Annotated in this window: 17 protein-coding genes, 3 tRNA genes and 1 pseudogene; 8 read left to right on the top strand and 13 right to left on the bottom strand. The window is 67.1% G+C overall.

The annotated features are described in order from the left end of the window. Positions 1-96 precede the first annotated feature (96 nt). The 3 genes from JF781_RS22660 to JF781_RS22650 all read left to right on the top strand — a co-directional run bounded on the left by JF781_RS22660 (position 97) and on the right by JF781_RS22650 (position 1360). Positions 97-984 (top strand): DUF3566 domain-containing protein, encoded by an 888-nt coding sequence (locus tag JF781_RS22660; protein ID WP_225329883.1) that lies wholly within the window; start codon positions 97-99, stop codon positions 982-984. 81 nt (positions 985-1065) lie between these two features. Further along, positions 1066-1139, top strand: a tRNA-Ile gene (locus JF781_RS22655). A gap of 148 nt (positions 1140-1287) precedes the next feature. Beyond that, positions 1288-1360 (top strand) — tRNA-Ala (locus JF781_RS22650). A gap of 26 nt (positions 1361-1386) precedes the next feature. On the opposite strand, the gene JF781_RS22645 is transcribed toward JF781_RS22650, so the two are convergent. After that, a complete protein-coding gene (locus tag JF781_RS22645; RefSeq protein ID WP_225329884.1) occupies positions 1387-1950 on the bottom strand; it encodes a TetR/AcrR family transcriptional regulator in 564 nt (187 codons plus the stop codon). Between the two features lie 197 nt (positions 1951-2147). Here JF781_RS22645 and JF781_RS22640 point away from each other — a divergent pair, with 197 nt between their 5' ends. Continuing rightward, a complete protein-coding gene (locus JF781_RS22640) occupies positions 2148-3362 on the top strand; it encodes a cytochrome P450 (protein ID WP_225329885.1) in 1215 nt (404 codons plus the stop codon). A gap of 2 nt (positions 3363-3364) precedes the next feature. Here the strand turns inward: JF781_RS22640 and cwsA are convergent, their stop codons facing one another. Beyond that, positions 3365-3799 carry a cell wall synthesis protein CwsA gene (gene cwsA / locus JF781_RS22635; protein ID WP_225329886.1) on the bottom strand — a complete coding sequence of 145 codons (435 nt, stop codon included), beginning with the start codon at positions 3797-3799 and terminating at the stop codon, positions 3365-3367. A gap of 171 nt (positions 3800-3970) precedes the next feature. Between cwsA and JF781_RS22630 the strand changes: the two genes are divergently transcribed. Next, entirely contained in the window at positions 3971-4519 is a 549-nt protein-coding gene (locus JF781_RS22630) for a peptidylprolyl isomerase (protein WP_225329887.1), read from the top strand. A 25-nt stretch (positions 4520-4544) separates the two neighbouring features. On the opposite strand, the gene JF781_RS22625 is transcribed toward JF781_RS22630, so the two are convergent. Together JF781_RS22625 and crgA are read right to left on the bottom strand one after the other, a co-directional pair. Next, a complete protein-coding gene (locus JF781_RS22625) occupies positions 4545-4970 on the bottom strand; it encodes a PH domain-containing protein (protein WP_225329888.1) in 426 nt (141 codons plus the stop codon). 155 nt (positions 4971-5125) lie between these two features. Then, entirely contained in the window at positions 5126-5407 is a 282-nt protein-coding gene (crgA, locus tag JF781_RS22620) for a cell division protein CrgA (protein WP_225329889.1), read from the bottom strand. A gap of 129 nt (positions 5408-5536) precedes the next feature. Between crgA and JF781_RS22615 the strand changes: the two genes are divergently transcribed. Continuing rightward, positions 5537-6280: a DUF881 domain-containing protein gene (locus tag JF781_RS22615; RefSeq protein ID WP_225329890.1), complete on the top strand. Its 744-nt coding sequence runs from the start codon at positions 5537-5539 to the stop codon at positions 6278-6280. Between the two features lie 48 nt (positions 6281-6328). Continuing rightward, a complete protein-coding gene (locus tag JF781_RS22610) occupies positions 6329-7015 on the top strand; it encodes an aminodeoxychorismate/anthranilate synthase component II (RefSeq protein WP_225329891.1) in 687 nt (228 codons plus the stop codon). Here the strand turns inward: JF781_RS22610 and pknB are convergent. From pknB to JF781_RS22575, 7 genes are all read right to left on the bottom strand, one after another. After that, positions 6993-8873, bottom strand: a complete 1881-nt coding sequence (gene pknB / locus JF781_RS22605; RefSeq protein WP_225329892.1) for a Stk1 family PASTA domain-containing Ser/Thr kinase — start codon at positions 8871-8873, stop codon at positions 6993-6995. The genes JF781_RS22610 and pknB overlap by 23 nt on opposite strands. Beyond that, entirely contained in the window at positions 8870-10150 is a 1281-nt protein-coding gene (locus JF781_RS22600) for a serine/threonine-protein kinase (protein WP_225341307.1), read from the bottom strand. Before JF781_RS22600 ends, pknB begins: the two co-directional genes overlap by 4 nt. Then, entirely contained in the window at positions 10147-11625 is a 1479-nt protein-coding gene (gene pbpA / locus JF781_RS22595) for a D,D-transpeptidase PbpA (protein WP_225330560.1), read from the bottom strand. Before pbpA ends, JF781_RS22600 begins: the two co-directional genes overlap by 4 nt. Then, the gene (locus tag JF781_RS22590) at positions 11622-13031 is read right to left on the bottom strand and encodes an FtsW/RodA/SpoVE family cell cycle protein (RefSeq protein ID WP_225330559.1); all 1410 of its coding nucleotides are present in this window, start codon (positions 13029-13031) and stop codon (positions 11622-11624) included. The genes pbpA and JF781_RS22590 overlap by 4 nt, the downstream gene beginning before the upstream one ends. Then, a complete protein-coding gene (locus JF781_RS22585; protein ID WP_225330558.1) occupies positions 13028-14539 on the bottom strand; it encodes a PP2C family serine/threonine-protein phosphatase in 1512 nt (503 codons plus the stop codon). The genes JF781_RS22590 and JF781_RS22585 overlap by 4 nt, the downstream gene beginning before the upstream one ends. A gap of 64 nt (positions 14540-14603) precedes the next feature. Beyond that, complete coding sequence (locus tag JF781_RS22580) at positions 14604-15071, bottom strand: FHA domain-containing protein (RefSeq protein WP_007771646.1); 468 nt, start codon at positions 15069-15071, stop codon at positions 14604-14606. 124 nt (positions 15072-15195) lie between these two features. Continuing rightward, positions 15196-16815 carry a DUF3662 and FHA domain-containing protein gene (locus tag JF781_RS22575; protein WP_225330557.1) on the bottom strand — a complete coding sequence of 540 codons (1620 nt, stop codon included), beginning with the start codon at positions 16813-16815 and terminating at the stop codon, positions 15196-15198. A 254-nt stretch (positions 16816-17069) separates the two neighbouring features. On the opposite strand from JF781_RS22575, the gene JF781_RS22570 reads away from it, so the two are divergent. Further along, positions 17070-17152: transfer RNA gene (locus JF781_RS22570), tRNA-Leu, on the top strand. Between the two features lie 75 nt (positions 17153-17227). On the opposite strand, the gene JF781_RS22565 is transcribed toward JF781_RS22570, so the two are convergent. Beyond that, positions 17228-17587 carry a nuclear transport factor 2 family protein gene (locus JF781_RS22565; RefSeq protein ID WP_225330556.1) on the bottom strand — a complete coding sequence of 120 codons (360 nt, stop codon included), beginning with the start codon at positions 17585-17587 and terminating at the stop codon, positions 17228-17230. A gap of 64 nt (positions 17588-17651) precedes the next feature. Beyond that, positions 17652-17747 (bottom strand): annotated as a pseudogene (locus JF781_RS22560) (DinB family protein); the annotation flags it as partial.

Here is a 17747-nt window from a genome sequence, read left to right as displayed (position 1 = left end):
GGCCCGAGGAGGAATTGGGCATTTAGACTCAGCCCGACCAGACACGACGCGACTGCACCGCCTGCGCGGCCAGGGTAGAAGACCTAAGGAGCCGGGGTGACTTCACCGAACGAGCCGGGCGCCCCCAAAAAGGGAGACGTGCCCAACGGGGATGGTTCGGCCGAGCGTGCCGGGGCGCGCCGCGCGGCGCCGCCCACACAGGGCGGGCGTCCCCAGGAGGCCGGGGACGGTCCGCCGTGGCAGCGTGGCGGAGCCCGGCCCCAGCAGCCCCCGCCCCGCCAGAACGAGCCGCCCACCGAGAAGCGGCCGTCGGGTCCGGCCGGCGGGGTTGAGGCCCGGCTGAACCGCTTCATCTCGGGCACCGCCGCGCCGGGTGCCGGCGCTGCGGCGCATTCGAAAGACGCCGACGCGGCGCCTGCCCGCGGCGAGGGATCTCCCGCCGAGGCCTACGCCAGCGAATTGCCGGATCTGTCCGGCCCGGTGCCGCGTGGCCCGCACCGCAAGCCCGCACCCGAACAACGGACGTCGGAGGCTTCGTCGGCGCCCGGCCGTCCGGCACCGGCGGAAGGCCGGGAGGGCCGGGAAAACCGCGACCGGGTGCAGGTGTCGCGGCGGACGCGAGGCCCGGTCCGGGCCAGCATGCAGATCCGCCGGGTTGATCCCTGGAGCACGTTGAAGGTGTCGCTGCTGCTCTCGGTGGCGTTGTTCTTTGTGTGGATGATCGCCGTCGCGTTCCTCTACCTCGTGCTCGGCGGCATGGGTGTGTGGTCGAAGTTGAACAGCAACGTCGGTGACCTGCTGAACAACACCAGCGGCAGCAGCGGCGAACTGGTATCCAGCGGCACGATTTTCGGCGGCGCTGTCTTGATCGGGCTGGTGAACATCGTGCTGCTGACCGCGATGGCGACCATCGCTGCGTTCGTCTACAACCTGACCACCGATCTGATCGGCGGCATCGAAGTCACTCTGGCCGATCGCGACTAGCTGATGGCTAGCTCTGGTGCTGCGTTTTTGGGAGTCGGGCGGCTGGTGCGGTAATCTCGTCGCTCGGCCGTACGCGAGTACGGGCCTATAGCTCAGGCGGTTAGAGCGCTTCGCTGATAACGAAGAGGTCGGAGGTTCGAGTCCTCCTAGGCCCACAACCATGTGCCCGTCAAGACGTTGCGTACGACTCGCACTGCCACTGGGACTGATCGCCGTGTTGGCAGCGGTGGCGCGGTCACGACGTGGAGTCGAGGTCTGGCACGTGGCTGTGGATGACCCAGGTCAACCACACAGTCACGATGAGGGGCCTTAGCTCAGTTGGTAGAGCACCGCCTTTGCAAGGCGGGTGTCAGGGGTTCGATTCCCCTAGGCTCCACAAACCGATCCCGCTTTTCGCGCTGTTCAATTCGCCCTTTTCCTCGAGGTGTAGGACGAGCCGAGGAAGCGTTGCACCAACTCCCGTTCCGCGGCCGGGTCCTTGAGGGGCCAACCCCATAGCGCCAGGAAGACGCGGATCAGCCACTGCGCGGCCAGCGGATCATCGGTGTCGGGCCCCAGCATTTCGGCGGCCAAGCTCGTCACGGTGGGCGAGCTGATCACCCAGTCGCTGACCGGAGCCGCGTGGATCGACCGCATGAGCTGGGCCAGTGGGTCAGACCGCAGGCGCTGCAAGGCGATGATCGTGGCGGCGACGACGCGATCCGGGCCGCGAAGGTCCTTGATGGCTTCCCGTGTGGCGTCGACGATGCGAGCCGCGTGAATACCGACGACGGCGTCGCGGATGGTTGACTTGCCGCCGGCGTGCCGGTAAATCGTCGCGGGTGAGCAATGCACACGAGCGGCCAGGGCTTCGATCGTGAAGCCTTCATAACCTCGGCGGGCGATGAGGTCGGCCGCCGCGGTGTAGATCCGCTCGGTGGCTTCGCTGCCGCGATCGCGGCCGACCAACCAGTCGTCACGTGGCATCCACCCATCCTCCCCTACGCTGCGGGGCGCCGAAATACTTCTCGCAGCGTGAGAAATTTCAGAGCCTTTCTTTCACCCGAATGCGCAGCTTGTGACCGGTCCACGTCTTTGTCCCCGATCACGGTCGGTCGCGAGCGCTCATCAACTTCTCCGCGGTCCATTGACCCCGCGGCGAGGCGCACCGGAGCCTGAGACGCGTGACGGCCTTGGACAGCGCGACCCGGTTCTTCGGTAGCGCGGCGATACAGGATCCCTACCCGCTGTATGACCGGATGCGGGCCGAGGCGCCGGTGCACCGCATCGGCGATTCCGTCTTCTACGCCGTGTGCGGTTGGGACGCAGTGCAAGAGGCCGTCGAGCGGGTCGAAGATTTTTCGTCGAACCTCACGGCGACCATGGTCTTCCACGACGACGGCTCCGTCGCCCCGTTCGACATGGGGCCACCGGGTGGCCCGACCCAGGTGTTGGCCACCGCGGACGATCCGGTACATGCCATGCACCGGAAGATCCTGCTACCCCATTTGTCGGCCAAGCGCGTCCGGATCATCGAGGAATTCGCGGTCCGGACCGCCGACCGCCTCTGGGAACAGAACCTGCGCGACGGTCAGATCGAATGGATGAGCAGCGTCGCGAATCGGCTGCCGATGATGGTGGTTTGCAAGCTCCTGGGTCTGCCCGATGACGACGTCGACAACCTCATTCGGCTCGGCTACGCCACCACGACATTGCTCGATGGAATCGTCACGTCCGAACAACTCGAGCAGGCTGGGCTCGCCGCGATGGAGCTATCCGGCTATGTGTTGGAGCGTTTCGAAAAGGCAAGCGGCAAGCCAGAATCCGGCCTGATCGCCGACCTGGCCGTGCGCTACGCCTCGGGTGAACTAGAGCAACTGCCGGCGCTGGGAATCATGCTGACCCTCTTCAGCGCGGCGGGCGAGTCGACGGCGTCTCTGCTGGGAAGCGCGGCGTGGATCCTCGCCGATCGCCCCGCGATCCAACAGCAGCTCCGCGAGAAGCCGGAATTGCTGAGCGCTTTCATCGAAGAGACCTTGCGCTTCGAGGCGCCGTTTCGGGGTCATTACCGGCACGTGTGGCGCGACACCACGCTCGGTGGGGTCGCGGTGCCGGCCGACTCACATCTGCTGTTGATGTGGGGAGCGGCCAACCGCGACCCGGCGCACTTCGAGGCCCCGAACGAATTTCGCCTCGACCGCGTCGCCGGCAAAAGTCACGTCAGCTTCGGCAAGGGCGTGCACTTCTGCGTGGGGGCCGCACTGGCACGCTTGGAAGCCCACATCGTGTTGCGGATGCTGCTCGAGCGCACCAGCTGGATCAGCGCGGCCGAGGTCGGAGAATGGCTGCCGAGCATTCTGGTTCGGCGCCGCGAACGGCTGCAGCTGGCCGTGCGGTGACCCTAGGGCCGCGGTTGCACATCCACGCTCGGCGGCCGCGACTGCGGTTCCTGAGGCTTCGCCCGCACCGAGCGCCGGGCGATGCTGAACGCCGCGGCGCCGCCCGCGAGGGCCGCGACGGCAATGCCCGCAATGATCAACGGGCGCTTGCCGCGACGCTGCGCGCGCCGCGCATCCTGCAGCGCCTGCGGCAGGCCGGCGACCACTTCCTGCGCGGCGGCCAACTCCTGGGCGAGTGCCTCCTGGGCGGCCGCGATGTCGGCGGCCAGGCGCCCCTCCTGATACCGGCGACGCAGCTCCGAGGCGGTCGACCGCGCGGACTCGACGCTGAGGCCCACGACTCCGCGGGTGACGTCCACCGGTCCCCTCGCCGAATAGCTCAGGCCGCGGGCCAGTCGCTCCCGCGGGGTGAGCCGGGATTCCGTCTTCGCGCTCATCTGCCGCCCTTCTGTTCCGCTGGTGACGCCTGTCGTGACCCGGCCCGACGGCCGGCCCGATATCTGAACAGACTGCCAGCATAGGGACGTCGGGGGCCGCGATGTGTGTTCGCGGCGTTTTCGTCAGCGGTTCGGATTGGGTGGCACCGCGTGCGGGCGCGCTGACGCGTAGTGGCAGACTCTGATGCCGTGACTAACAGCCCCTTTCAGACTGCTACCGCCACGCTCCACACCAACCGCGGCGACATCAAGGTCGCGTTGTTCGGAAACCACGCGCCCAAGACCGTCGCCAACTTCGTCGGCCTGGCGCAGGGGACCAAGGAGTACTCGACCCAGAACGCATCGGGAGGCTCCTCCGGCCCGTTCTACGATGGCGCGGTCTTTCACCGGGTGATCCGGGGCTTCATGATCCAGGGCGGCGACCCGACCGGGACCGGCCGCGGTGGCCCGGGGTACAAGTTCGCCGACGAGTTCCACCCCGAACTGCAATTCGACAAGCCCTACCTGCTGGCGATGGCGAACGCGGGCCCGGGCACCAACGGCTCGCAGTTCTTCATCACGGTCGACAAGACGCCGCACCTGAACCGGCGCCACACGATCTTCGGCGAAGTGACCGACCCGGACTCGCAGCAGGTCGTCGAGGCGATCTCGACGACAAGCACCGACGGCAACGACCGTCCCTCCGAGCCGGTCGTCATCGAGTCGATCACCATCTCGTAACCGGCCCCGCCCGCCCGGGGCCGGTTCAGGGCTGCGAACGGCCCGCGTAGCCGGCCGCGGTGAGCGCGTCGAGCACGTCCAGCGGGTCGGTCCCGAGGTCCCAGCGGGAGAACAGGACGAGGTCGCCGTCGGCCGCTTCGACCTCCAGTAACCGCACCCTGCGTCCGTAGCGGCGGAACTCGATGATGCGGATGATCTTGATGTCGGATTGCTGCAATAGCTGCGTCCGGAACCAGCCGCGCAGCGCCAGGCCGTCGGGCGTGATTGCCAGCTTGGGGCGCGCGCGCCAAGACATTCCCGCAAACAAGATCAGACCCACTGCGGCAACGCCCGCCAGAACGCGCCCCGGCAGGTCTGTGATCAGGGTCACAGCGGCGATAGCCATCAGAACGCCTACGGCTCCACAACCTGCGATTCCGGCCGGGTGCGGCTCCCATTGTGTTTGCTGCATGCGGTCCTTAGCCCCTCCCACCACTGCCGATGCAGTTATCCACAATCTCTATCAACAGTGGGGATAAATCACACGCGTGTGATTGGGTGGTCAGAAAGTTGCTGGCGCAGTGACAAATCAGCCCAAAAATGAATTCATTACGTCGGCCGTGCCGCTCAGTGCCAGCGCATCGTGAGCAACAAACCGGTGATCATGAAAGCGAACGCGATGGCGTAGTTCCAGGGACCCAGTTGCGCCATCCAATTGAGGGCCGTCGGTGCCTGGGTTCCGACCGCGGCCAACTGGAACACCATCAGCCAGACGAGACCGATCAGCATGAGGCCGATGAACAGCGCGACGAACCACACGCTCGACGGTCCGACCTTGACCTTCACCGGGGTGCGGCTGACCGCGCTGACGGTGAAGTCGTTCTTCTTACGGACCTTGGACTTGGGCATGATTACCTCGCGGATTACCTCAACAACACGGTGAGCGGGACGGGGTGCAACGATGGACACGGCAGCTGCACCCATAGCTTGGCTACGAGACTAACGCACCTGGGACGGTGACCAGGAAAGGGAGACTCGATGATCCAGACGCGCCAGTCGCCATGGCGCTTCGGCGTCCCGGTGGTGTGCGTGCTGGCCGGATTGCTGCTCGCCGCCACGCACGGGGTTTCCGGCGGCGCCGAGATCCGCCGCAGCGACGCCCCGCGGCTGGTGGACCTGGTCCGCGACACCCAGTCGTCGGTGAACCGGCTCAACGCCGAACGTGAGGAATTGGCGAAGAAAATCGACGCGGCGCACGGGCGCTCGTCGGACGCCGCGCTGGCCGCGATGTTGCGGCGCTCCGCGGAGCTCGCCGGGCAGGCGGATATGAGCCCCGTGCACGGCCCGGGCCTGGTGGTCACCCTCGAGGACGCGCAGCGCGACGCCAACGGCCGGTTCCCGCGCGACGCGTCGCCCGACGACCTGGTGGTGCACCAGCAAGACATCCAGGCCGTGCTCAACGCGTTGTGGAGCGCGGGCGCCGAGGCCATTCAGATGCAGGACCAACGGCTCATCGCCACCTCGGTGCCCCGCTGCGTGGGCAATACCCTTCTGCTCAACGGGCGCACCTACAGCCCGCCGTACACGATCACCGCGATCGGTAACTCCGCAGAGATGCAAGCCGCGCTCGCCGCCGCTCCCCTGGTGACGCTCTACAAGCAGTACGTGGTCCGGTTCGGGCTCGGCTACCGCGAAGACGTCAAGTCCGACGTGCAGGTCGTCGGTCACTCCGAGCCCGACCGGCTGCATTTCGCGCAGCCCAACGGCCCCATCGGCTATTGAGGCCCACTGACCAGCAGAGCGCGTACCACCGGGCGGTAACCTGGCACGATGCGGATCCTGGTTGTCGACAACTACGACAGCTTCGTGTTCAACCTGGTGCAGTACCTCGGGCAGCTAGGTGTGGACGCGGACGTCTGGCGCAATGACGACGCCCGGCTCTCCGACGAGACCGCGGCCGCCCGGCAGTTCGACGGCGTGCTGCTCAGTCCGGGGCCGGGCACCCCGGAGCGCGCGGGCGCTTCCATCGGGATGGTTCGCGCGTGTGCCGCCGAGAAGACTCCTCTGCTCGGGGTCTGCCTGGGGCACCAAGCCATCGGCGTCGCATTCGGCGCCACCGTCGACCGCGCCCCCGAACTGCTGCACGGCAAGACCAGCCGCGTCCACCACACCAATGTCGGTGTGTTGCAAGGACTTCCGGATCCCTTCACGGCGACCCGCTACCACTCGCTGACCATCCTGCCCGAGTCGCTGCCGCCGGTGCTCGAGGTCACCGCCCGCACCGACAGCGGCGTGATCATGGGGGTTCGCCACGCCGCATTGCCCATTCACGGGGTGCAGTTCCATCCGGAGTCGATCCTGACCGAGGGCGGCCATCGCATGCTGGCGAACTGGCTGGCCGTATGCGGGTTGGTGCGCGATGACACGCTGATACGCCGACTCGAGAACGACGTGCACGCGGCGGTGCGGCCGTATTTCCCGGCCGACCCGGCGGCTACTGACCGAACTTCAGCGTGATGATCCCGTCCCGGTTCACCCCGGCGCCGGCCGGCGGGTTCTGATACACGACGCGGTGGGACTGGGAGCCGCCGGCGTCGACGTCGGCGCCCTTGTCCAGGATGCCCGTCCAGCCCAGCGCCCGTAGCCGCGGCTCGGCGTCCGTCCAGAACATGCCGGACAGATCCGGCATGACGAACTGATTGCCCTTGGACACCTGCAGCTCGATGACCGAGTCCACCGGAATCATCTGTCCCTTGGGCGGATTGGTCCCGATCACCTCACCTGCCGGCCGGGGGCTGTCCACCTGCACCTGGGTCACCTTGCTGAAGCCGTAGACGGTGAGGTTCCGCTGCGCGATGTCCACGGTCTGGCCCGCGATGTCGGGAACCTGCTTGGTCTCCGGCCCGGAGCCGACGATGACGGTGATGACGTTGGTGATCGCCGACGTCTGGTTGGCCGGGGGGTTGGTCCCGATCACCTTGCCCAGCAGCTCCGGCGTCGACGGCGAATTGGCCTGCTTGAACTTGGTGAATCCCGCGGCTTTGAGCTTGCTGACCGCGTCGGAGTAACTCAACGAGGAAACGTCGGGCACCTCGCGTTGCTCCGGACCGGTGGAGACGTTGACGGTGATCTCGTCCCCGGCGCTGATCGAGGCGTTGGCGCCGGGGTCGGTGCCGATGACGTGGTCGGGCGGAATGATCGAATCCGGCTTTTGCAGCGTGCGCGTTTTGAAGCCGCGGTTTTGCAGCGCCGCGATGGCATCGGCGGACACTTGCCCGCGCACGTCGGGCACCTGAACGTCACGGGCACCGCCGCCGAAGGTGTTGAACGCGATCACCACCACGATCGTCAGGACGGCCAGCGCGGCCACCGCGACGATCCAGCGACCGACCGAACCGACGGTGCGGTCCTCACCGGCGTCGGCGAGAACCTGGCGAGGCAGCGGATCGGTCCGGGGCGGGCCCGCGCTGCCGGGGCTCGACGACAGCAACGAGGACCGGTCGGCGTCGGTGAAAACCTTGGGCGCTTCGGGCTTCTCGCCGTTGTGCACCCGCACCAGATCGGCGCGCATCTCCGCCGCGGTCTGATAGCGGTTTTCCGGATTCTTGGCCAGCGCCTTGAGCACGACGGCGTCGAGGTCGGGCGAGATGCCTTCGTGGCGTTGCGACGGCGGGACCGGGTCCTCGCGAACATGTTGGTAGGCAACCGCGACCGGCGAGTCTCCGACGAAAGGTGGTTCGCCCGTGAGGATTTCGTAAAGTACGCAGCCCAGCGAGTACACATCGGAACGGGCGTCGACGGCGTCGCCGCGGGCCTGCTCGGGCGAGAGGTACTGCGCGGTTCCGATCACCGCGGCCGTCTGGGTGACGCTGTTGCCGCTGTCGGCGATCGCGCGGGCGATACCGAAATCCATCACCTTGACCGCGTTGGTGGTGCTGATCATGATGTTGGCCGGCTTGACGTCGCGGTGGATGATGCCGTTCTGATGACTGAAGTTCAGCGCCTGGCACGCGTCGGCGATGATCTCGATCGCCCGCCGCGGCGGCAGCGGCCCGTCGGTGTGCACGATGTCGCGCAGGGTGACGCCGTCGACGTATTCCATGACGATGTAGGGCAGCGGCCCGGTGGGCGTCTCCGCTTCGCCCGTGTCGTAGACCGCGACGATGGACGGGTGATTCAGCGCGGCGGCGTTTTGCGCCTCGCGCCGGAAGCGTAGGTAGAAACTGGGGTCGCGGGCCAGATCCGCGCGCAGCACCTTGACCGCGACATCGCGATGCAAGCGGAGGTCGCGGGCCAGGTGAACCTCGGACATCCCCCCGAAGCCGAGGATCTCGCCCAGCTCATAACGGTCGGACAGGTGCTGCGGGGTGGTCACGGCGATGCCCCGTGTCGCGGCGGTCCGCTACGGAATCCCGACATTCCTATCGTGCCGTCGTCCGGCCAATCGAGCCGCATGCCCGGGTGCGCCGCGGATCCGCTCGGGGTGTTGGACGGCGGCGGCGCCGACGCCGGCGGTGTGCCGGTGTCGGTGACCGACGGGGGCTGTTGCTGCTGATCCCCGCGGGAATTGATGACGATGAGCACCGCGATGATGATCGCGAGCGCGCCGAGGACCCCGGCGGCCCACAGCAGCGCGCGCTGCCCCGACGAGAAGGTGCGCCGGGCCGGGGGCGGGCGGTGCCCGCCGGTGGTCGGACGGGATCGGCGGGGCGCGGCCGTGCGGGGCGACACCGCGGCCGCCCGGGTCGTCGGGCTGGACGGTATCGCCGCCGGCGACGCCCGACCCGGAGGCGGCGACTGGCTGGGGCGGGGAGGTCGGCGACCGGCGCGCACCGCGGCCACGGCGTCGGCGAACGGTCCCCCGCTGCGGTAACGCATCGCCGGGTTCTTGACGAGCGTGATCTCGATGAGTTCGCGCACATTGGGCGGTAGCTCCGCGGGCAGCGGCGGCGGAGGTTCCTTGATGTGTTTCATCGCCACCGTCAATGCGCCGTCACCGGTGAACGGCCGCTTGCCCGAAACAACTTCGTAGCCAACAACTCCCAGCGAGTACACGTCGCTGGACGGGGTGGCGTCGTGTCCAAGGGCCTGTTCGGGCGCGATGTATTGGGCGGTGCCCATCACCATGCCGGTCTGGGTCACCGGCGCGGCGTCGACGGCCTTGGCGATGCCGAAGTCGGTGATCTTCACCTGGCCGGTCGGGGTGATCAAGATGTTGCCCGGCTTCACGTCGCGGTGGACCAAACCGGCGGCGTGCGCGACCTGCAGCGCGCGACCGGTCTGCTCGAGCATGTCCAGGGCGTGCCGCAGCGACAGCCGGCCGGTGCGTTTGAGCACCGAGTTCAGCGGCTCGCCGTTGACCAGTTCCATCACCAGGTAGGCGGTGCGGCCCTCCCCGTCCAGCTGGCTCTCACCGTAGTCGTGGACCGCCGCGATCCCGGGGTGGTTGAGCATCGCCGTGGTCCGCGCCTCAGCGCGGAAGCGCTCGATGAACTCGGGGTCCTGGGAGAACTCCTGCTTGAGCACCTTGACCGCGACGCGCCGGCCCAGGCGGCTGTCTACCGCCTCCCAGACCTGACCCATGCCGCCGGTGGCGATCAGGCGCTGCAGGCGGTATCTGCCAGACAGCGTCACACCAACTCGCGGGCTCATGGTCCTCCCTGTAGCGCGGCCTGGATCACAGCCCGTCCGATCGGCGCGGCGAGTGCACCCCCCGTCGCGGACAGGCGGTCGGCGCCATTCTCCACCAAGACCGCCACGGCGACCTTCGGGGTCTGTGCGGGCGCGAAAGCGATGTACCAGGCGTGCGGCGGTGTGTGCCGCGGATCGGTCCCATGCTCTGCGGTACCCGTCTTGGATGCGATCTGCACGCCGGGAATGGCCCCTTTCTGCTGTGCGACCTTCTCGGCGCCGACCATCAGCTCTGTTAGCTTAGCGGCGACCTGCGGCGACACCGAGCGCCGCTGCTCATAAGGTGCCGTGGTGCTGATCGTGGTCAGGTCCGGTCCCTTGAGGCTGTCGATCAGGTAGGGCTGCATCGTCACCCCGCCGTTCGCGATGGTCGCGGCGATCTCGGCGTTCTGCAGGGGCGTCATCGCGACATCCTTCTGGCCGATGCTCGTCATGCCCAGGGCCGCGGCGTCCGGGATGATCCCGATGGTCGACTCGGCGACCTGAAGCGGGATGACGCTCGGGGTGCTGTCCAGGCCGAATGAGCGCGCCATGCTGCGCAGCGCGTCGGATCCGGTCAGGAGGCCGAGTTGGACGAACGCGGTGTTGCAGGACAGGGCGAAGGCCTGCTGCAGGGACACGGTCGGCTCGTTGCCACACGCCTGTCCACCGTAGTTCTCCAAGGTTGCGGTGCTGTTGGGCAGCGGAATGGAGGGCGCGGCGGTCAGCTGCTCGGTGTCGGAGGCGCCCGCCTGCAGCGCGGCCGCGGTGGTGATGACCTTGAAGGTGGAGCCGGGTGGGTAGGTCTCCGAGATGGCACGGTTGGTCATCGGGTTGTTGGGATCGTCGCGCAGCCGCTGCCAGGCCTTGGCCTGCACGTCGGGATCGTGCGACGACAACAGGTTGGGGTCGTAGGACGGCGACGACACCATCGCCAGGATCTTTCCGGTGGACGGTTCGAGGGCGACGACGGCGCCCTTGCACGGCGGACCGCCGCAGCCCTGCTGCATCCCGTCCCAGGCGGCCTGCTGGACTCGCGGCTTGATCGTGGTGTCGACGTTGGCCCCGCGCGGGTCGCGGCCGGTGAAGAAGTCGGCCAGCCGGCGCCCGAACAGCCGCTCGTCGGAGCCGTTCAACAGCGGGTCCTCGGCCCGTTCCAGTCCGGTGCTGGAATAGCGCAACGAGTAGAACCCGGTGACCGGCGCGTACGTCGCGGGGTTGGGGTAGACGCGCAGGAAGCGGAAGCGGTTGTCGGTGGCGACAGAGTAGGCCAACAGCTGTCCGCCCGCCACGATCTGGCCGCGCTGGCGCGAATACTCGTCGAGCAGGACGCGCTGATTGCGCGGGTCGGCGCGCAGCGAGTCGGCGGCGAAGACCTGCGTCATCGTGGCGTTGATCAACAGCAGCACGATCAACGCCATCACGGTCACCGAGATCCGGCGCAGGGAGGCGTTCATACTTTCTCGATCACCTCGGTGCCGGCCGCCGCGATCGGCGGCTCGTGGCGCGCGGCGGTGCGCAAGGGACGACGGGCGCTGTGCGAGATCCGCGCCAAGATGGCCAACAGGACATAGTTCGCCAGCAACGACGAACCGCCGTAAGACATCCACGGCGTCGTCAACCCGGTCAACGGAATGAGTTGCGTTACCCCGCCGACGACGATGAACAGCTGCAGGGCCAGCGTCGACGCCAGGCCCGCCGCCAGCAGCTTGCCGAAGCTATCCCGGGTGGCGATCGCCGTGCGCATGCCCCGCACGATGACGATGGTGTAGAGCATCAGGATGCTCGCCAGGCCCACCAATCCCAGTTCTTCGCCGAACGCCGCGATGATGAAGTCGGTCGACGCGGCGGGCACGGTGTCGGGCTGACCGTTGCCGAGCCCGGTCCCGAAAATCCCCCCGGTGGCAAAGCTGAAGAGCGACTGCACAATCTGATAGCCACTGCCGTCGGGGTCGGAGAACGGGTCCCACCACATCTGCACCCGCACCCGGACGTGGCTGAAAATGTAGTACGCGACAACACTTCCCGCGGCGAACAGCACCAGGCCGATTCCCACCCAGCTGAAGCGTTGGGTGGCGAGGTAGACCACCACCAAAAATGACGTGTACAGCAATAGCGAAGTGCCAAGGTCCTTTTCGAAGGCCATCACGCCGACCGAGATCACCCAGGCCGCCAGCAGGGGCGCGAGGTCACGGGGGCGGGGCAGCGTCAGACCCATGAAGTGCTTGCCGACGCTGGTGAACAGGCCGCGTTTGGCGATCAGCACCGCGGAGAAGAAGATCAGGAGCAGAATCTTGGAGAACTCGGCGGGCTGAATTGAGAAGCCGGGCAAGCGAATCCAGATCTTGGCGCCGTTTTGTTCGGACAGCGATGCCGGCAACAGGGCGGGAATCACCAAAAAGATCAGACCGACGAGCCCGCAGATGTAGCCGTAGCGCGCCAGCTGGCGATGGTCTTTCAAGAAGGTGACCACCAATGCAAAGGTCACCACACCGACCAGGGTCCACAACATCTGCTGGGTCGCGCTGGGGTGGTGGCGGCCGCTGAGTTGATTGGTGACCAGATCGAGCCGGTGAATCATCACCAGCCCAAGTCCGTTGAGTAATGCCACGATTGGCAACAGCAGCGGATCGGTATAGGGCGCGAAGCGCCGGATGGCCATGTGCGCCGACCCGAACACGACGAGAAACACCAGCCCGTAGTTGATCGCGTCCCAGTGCAGATCGCGGGTTTGATTGGCCTCCACTATCAGCAGCGCGGCGACGGTGATCAGCGAAGCGAAGCCCAGCAGCAACAACTCGGCATTGCGCCGGGTAGGAAGAGGAGGCGTGACCGCGACCGGCGGCTGAAGCTGTGTTGTCATGCCACCGTCCGGCAATCGATGCCCGGTTGGGGTGGGGGCCCGGGGAGCGCGGTCACCGTTTGCGACGTGGTCGTCGGACCTGCCGGTGATGAATTCGCGGGGCCGTTGGAGGCGCTCGTGCTGGGTGGGGGGCTGGCGCTGGTGGAACTGGTGGGTGGTGATGGCGATGCGGTGGCGCTGGGCTGGGGAGTTCCGCCGCCGGTGGACGGGGATCCGGGCGGCGGCGAGGTGGCGCGCGGTGGCGGACAGATCGGCAGCAGGTATTCGGCCAGCAATTGGCGCAGCTGCGATTCCGCTTGGTCCAAGCTGCCGCCCGGCAGCCCAGTTTGGACCTGGACCTGTCCGGGCCGGCGCAGATCCTGCAGGGTCATCAGCTGGCAAGTGGAGTGGCCGCCGGATTGCCCATAGCTGACCAGGGACAGCTCGTTTCGCGCGTTGAGGCAGCCGACCAGGTAAGGCCGTTGCAACGGAACGCCCAGCAGCGTCCCCTGAATCCCGCGGACGATGGAGACCCTGCCGTTGTATTCGGCGACGTAATAGTTGCGCTGGATGACCCACCACCCGACGGTGAGACCCGCGATGACCAGCAGTACGGCCAAGGCGGCGACGACGGCCATCCGTCGTCGGGACCACCGCGGCCGATGCGTCGTTTCCGGTTGCGGCGCAACACGTTTGGCGGACTCTTCGCGCGGCCTGATCGCCGAGGCGCGCCCGGCCGAGGTGTTGGGCAGCGTCATCTGATCCTCGTCGCCCGACACCGCGCCGGCCAGAATCGGCTGGGTTTGCCCGTAGTCGTAGTCGACAACGTCGGCGACCACGACGGTGACGTTGTCCGGCCCGCCGCCGCGCAGCGCCAACTCGATGAGGCGATAGGCGGCCTCGGCGACGTCGGGAATCTGCAACGCCTCGAGGATGGTCTCGTCGCTCACCGGATCCGACAGCCCGTCGGAGCACAGCAGGTAGCGATCGCCGGCGCGCGCTTCTCGCATGGTCAGCGTCGGCTCGACCTCATGGCCGGTGAGCGCCCGCATGATCAACGATCGCTGCGGATGGCTGTGTGCCTCCTCCCGGGTGATCCGGCCCTCGTCGACCAACGTCTGGACGAACGTGTCGTCCTTGGTGATCTGGCTCAGTTCGCCGTCGCGCAGCAGGTAACCGCGCGAATCGCCGATGTGCACCAACCCAATTCGGTCACCCGCGAACAGGATCGCGGTAAGGGTGGTGCCCATCCCTTCGAGTTCGGGCTCCGCCTCCACCTGCGCGGCGATGGCGGCGTTGCCGGAGCGCACCGCGTTGTCGAGCTTGGCCAACAGGTCGCCGCCCGGCTCGTCGTCATCGAGGTGCGCCAGCGCGGCGATCACCAACTGGGACGCCACCTCGCCGGCTGCATGACCGCCCATGCCGTCGGCCAAAGCCAGCAGCCGGGCGCCGGCATAGACCGAATCTTCGTTGTTGGAGCGCACCAGCCCGCGGTCACTCCGGGCGGCGTATCGCAGGACCAGGGTCACGGGCGCCACTCCTCGATCCCGGCCGGAAAATCGGCCAAGCCGGGACCATTGTCATTGGCGCGGGTCACGGGCGTAACTCGATCGCCGTTTTACCGATTCGAATTGGCGTTCCTATCGGGACTCGTACCGCAGTCGTCACTTTCGCCCTGTCAAGGTAAGTACCGTTGGTCGATCCTAGATCTTCGACGTACCACTCCGAGCCGCGCTGAGATAGCCGGGCGTGCCGGGTTGAGGCGTAGTCGTCGGTGAGCACCAGGGTGGAGTCGTCAGCTCGTCCGATCAATACCGGTTGACCGCTGAGGGTGATGCGCCCACCCGCCAGCGCGCCTTCGGTCACCACCAGGTAGCGGGCCGCGTGCCGGCGCTGGCGCGAAGGCAGCAGGGTGCTGCGCAGCGCCAAACCCCGACGCACCATCACGGCACCGGTCGGCGCATAGATATCGGTCCGCAGGATTCGCAGCACGGACCAGATGAATACCCAGAGCAACATCAAAAATCCGGCGCGCGTCAGCTGCAGTACCAATCCCTGCATCTGGCGTCCTTTCCGTCCTAGCGTCGTGTCCCCGGCGCCCGTGACTCCGAGCACATCGGCTACGTCACGATACTTGGACGGTGGTCGACACGGGGCGAAGCACGGCAGCGTTGAGCCCAGCGACTTAGTGGATTCGGACGATGATTTCCGAATGGCCCAAACGGATGACGTCGCCGTCGGCCAACTGCCACTCCTGGACCGGCGCGTTGTTCACGGTGGTGCCGTTGGTGGAGTTCAGGTCCGACAGCAGCGCGACCTGCCCATCCCAGCGGATCTCCAGGTGACGCCGTGACACGCCGGTATCGGGCAACCGGAACTGGGCGTCTTGCCCGCGGCCCACGATGTTGGAGCCCTCGCGCAGCTGATAGGTGCGGCCGCTGCCGTCGTCGAGCTGAAGGGTGATCGTGGTGCCCGCGGCGCCGTAGCCGCCCTGACCGTATCCGCCGTACCCGGCCTGTTGACCGTAGTCGGCGGGCTGGCCGTACTCCGCCTGCTGGCCGTAGTCGGGCTGCTGGCCGTAGTCGTACTCGGGGCTGGCGGCTTCGGGGTATCCCCCGGCCTGGCCGCCGTACGTCGCGCCCTGCGCGTGCTCGCCGTACTGGGTGTATTCGGAGGAGCCGTAGTCCTGGCGGCCGTAGCCGCCGCCCTGCTGGTAACCCTGGTCATACCCAGCGCCCTGCTCGGGGTAGGCGGGACGTTGTTCGGGTGGCGCGTAGCCGCCCTCATCCTGGCGCGCCGGCCCGCGACCGTAGTCGCCGTATCCGCCGCCGTAGCCCTGCGGGCCACCGACCGGCGGGCCATAGCCGCCGCCCTGGCGATAACCCTGGTCGTAACCTTGGCCGCCGCCGTACCCGGTGGGCGCGGGCGGGCGCTGCTCATACGACTGCGGGTAGCCGCCCTGCCCCTGGTCGGGGTAGCCGCGCTGGTCCTGGTAACCCTGCTGAGGCGGGTAGCCGCCCTGTCCCTGGTCGGGGTAACCGCCCTGGCCCTGGTAACCGCCCTGGTCTGGGTATCCCTGCGGGGGCGGGTAGCCGCCTTGTTCCGGGTAGCCGCCCTGCTCGGGGTAGCCGCCCTGCTCGGGTTGGCGCGGCGGCGGATATCCCTGCTGAGGTGGGTAGCCGCCCTGCTCAGGCGGATATCCCCCCCGCGGGTCGGGCGCACCCTGCGGGTCCGGGCCACCGCGCGCGTCGTCCTGGGGACGCCGGTAGCGGTCGTCGTAGTACTCGTCGCCGGGCCGGCCGGGCCCCTGATCCCCGCGGTAGCTCGAGTTGTCAGTCATTGGTGCTACTCCTCGTTCATCGCCGAACGCGTTATTTGATTGTGGCCGGACGGCGTCTTCGACCGTCGGGCGGGGCTGGACATCGGGGTTGACAGCACCACGGGCGCGGTACTGGCCGGTACGCAGGTTCGACGACTGCTCGAACCGGACGACCACCTCACCATACGTTTGCCACCCCTGTTCGTGGATGTAGTCAGCCAAGTACCTCGCGAATGAGCTCGACGTGAGATCCGGATCGGCGCTCACCTTTCCGAAGTCGTGCATACCGAGGGTAATGATGTATTCGTTGAGGGCCAAAAGGCGATTTCCATGAAGCTTCTGAACTCCGTCGCGAGCCTCGCGGCATAACAGGGCTTCTACCTCTTGCGGGACGATTGATCCGCCGAACACGCGGGCGAAGGCATTGTCCACCGTCGCTTCGAGCTTGCGCTCGATCCGCGCGGCCAGCCCCCGTTGGCTACTCATGTCCTACCGTTCGCCTGCACTTGCCAGAAGGTATTGCCGGTGCGCGGCAAACGAATCACCTGCGTGCTGGTTCACTCCCGCATGCTAGCGGGACATCGCGACGGTGCGGGACTCTCGAAACTGTGAGAACTGCGTCCCTGCAGCTCAGATGGGTGCACGCGGCCAGGCCCAGGGCGCCGGAAGGCTTCGAGGCCCGCTGCGGCGGTTCGGGAATCGGGCCATTACAGTGGTATGGTCCATCGGTTGTTTTTCCCGGGCGAGTGGCGGAATGGCAGACGCGCTGGCTTCAGGTGCCAGTGTCCTTCGGGACGTGGGGGTTCAAGTCCCCCTTCGCCCACATTGAGCGGTGCTACGAAAAGTCACGACCTCGCAAGGGGTCGTGACTTTCGTGTTTTGGGAGACCGATTAAGCGCTATGAGCCAGCGCTGCGATATGTCCCATGGCCCTCGACGATCACGTCGTCTTCGAAGACCAAGACCTCGTTGACGAGATCGCCGTTCTGGTTGCGGTAGGTGATGACGATCGTGTTGACGCCTTGGTAGACGCCTTCGACGGTGAACCGGAGATCCGGAATGCGTTCGAGGGCGGCTATCCAGTACCGACGTAGCGCCGCCTTGCCGCGGACCACTCCCCGTGTTTCCGGCAGGAGCTTGGCGGCCACGGGCGAGGTGAACACCACGTCGTCATGGAAGTCGTCGAGGACGGCGTCGACGTCGTGGGCGTTCCAGCGCTGTGCCCATCGGGCGGAGAAGGCGGCCGCGTCGACGTTCATGCCGGCACTGTAGCGCAGGGAAACCCGGTGTCCCAGCAACTTTCGTGCGCCGCGCCCGCTCCGGTCACACCTGGCGGCGAATGTCGAGAAGGTGATGCTGTAGCTCGTGCACGGTGTGTACCGCGACCCAGCGCAGCGACCGTTCGCGGGTTTCCGGATA

The organism is Mycobacterium sp. WUMAC-067, assembly GCF_020217485.1.
Lineage (GTDB): Bacteria > Actinomycetota > Actinomycetes > Mycobacteriales > Mycobacteriaceae > Mycobacterium.
The sequence above is the reverse complement of the archived record's forward strand: the minus strand, read 5'-3'. Positions and strand labels throughout refer to the sequence as shown.

What these genes read in the sequence shown, in the direction of transcription:
- JF781_RS22575 (WP_225330557.1), bottom strand. Translation starts at nt 16,815, where the DNA reads ATGAGTAGCCAACGGGGGCTGGCCGCGCGGATCGAGCGCAAGCTCGAA.
- JF781_RS22645 (WP_225329884.1), bottom strand. Translation starts at nt 1,950, where the DNA reads ATGCCACGTGACGACTGGTTGGTCGGCCGCGATCGCGGCAGCGAAGCC.
- JF781_RS22565 (WP_225330556.1), bottom strand. Translation starts at nt 17,587, where the DNA reads ATGAACGTCGACGCGGCCGCCTTCTCCGCCCGATGGGCACAGCGCTGG.
- JF781_RS22580 (WP_007771646.1), bottom strand. Translation starts at nt 15,071, where the DNA reads ATGCAGGGATTGGTACTGCAGCTGACGCGCGCCGGATTTTTGATGTTG.
- cwsA (WP_225329886.1), bottom strand. Translation starts at nt 3,799, where the DNA reads ATGAGCGCGAAGACGGAATCCCGGCTCACCCCGCGGGAGCGACTGGCC.
- JF781_RS22615 (WP_225329890.1), top strand. Translation starts at nt 5,537, where the DNA reads ATGATCCAGACGCGCCAGTCGCCATGGCGCTTCGGCGTCCCGGTGGTG.
- crgA (WP_225329889.1), bottom strand. Translation starts at nt 5,407, where the DNA reads ATGCCCAAGTCCAAGGTCCGTAAGAAGAACGACTTCACCGTCAGCGCG.
- JF781_RS22590 (WP_225330559.1), bottom strand. Translation starts at nt 13,031, where the DNA reads ATGACAACACAGCTTCAGCCGCCGGTCGCGGTCACGCCTCCTCTTCCT.
- JF781_RS22625 (WP_225329888.1), bottom strand. Translation starts at nt 4,970, where the DNA reads ATGCAGCAAACACAATGGGAGCCGCACCCGGCCGGAATCGCAGGTTGT.
- pbpA (WP_225330560.1), bottom strand. Translation starts at nt 11,625, where the DNA reads ATGAACGCCTCCCTGCGCCGGATCTCGGTGACCGTGATGGCGTTGATC.
- JF781_RS22610 (WP_225329891.1), top strand. Translation starts at nt 6,329, where the DNA reads ATGCGGATCCTGGTTGTCGACAACTACGACAGCTTCGTGTTCAACCTG.
- JF781_RS22600 (WP_225341307.1), bottom strand. Translation starts at nt 10,150, where the DNA reads ATGAGCCCGCGAGTTGGTGTGACGCTGTCTGGCAGATACCGCCTGCAG.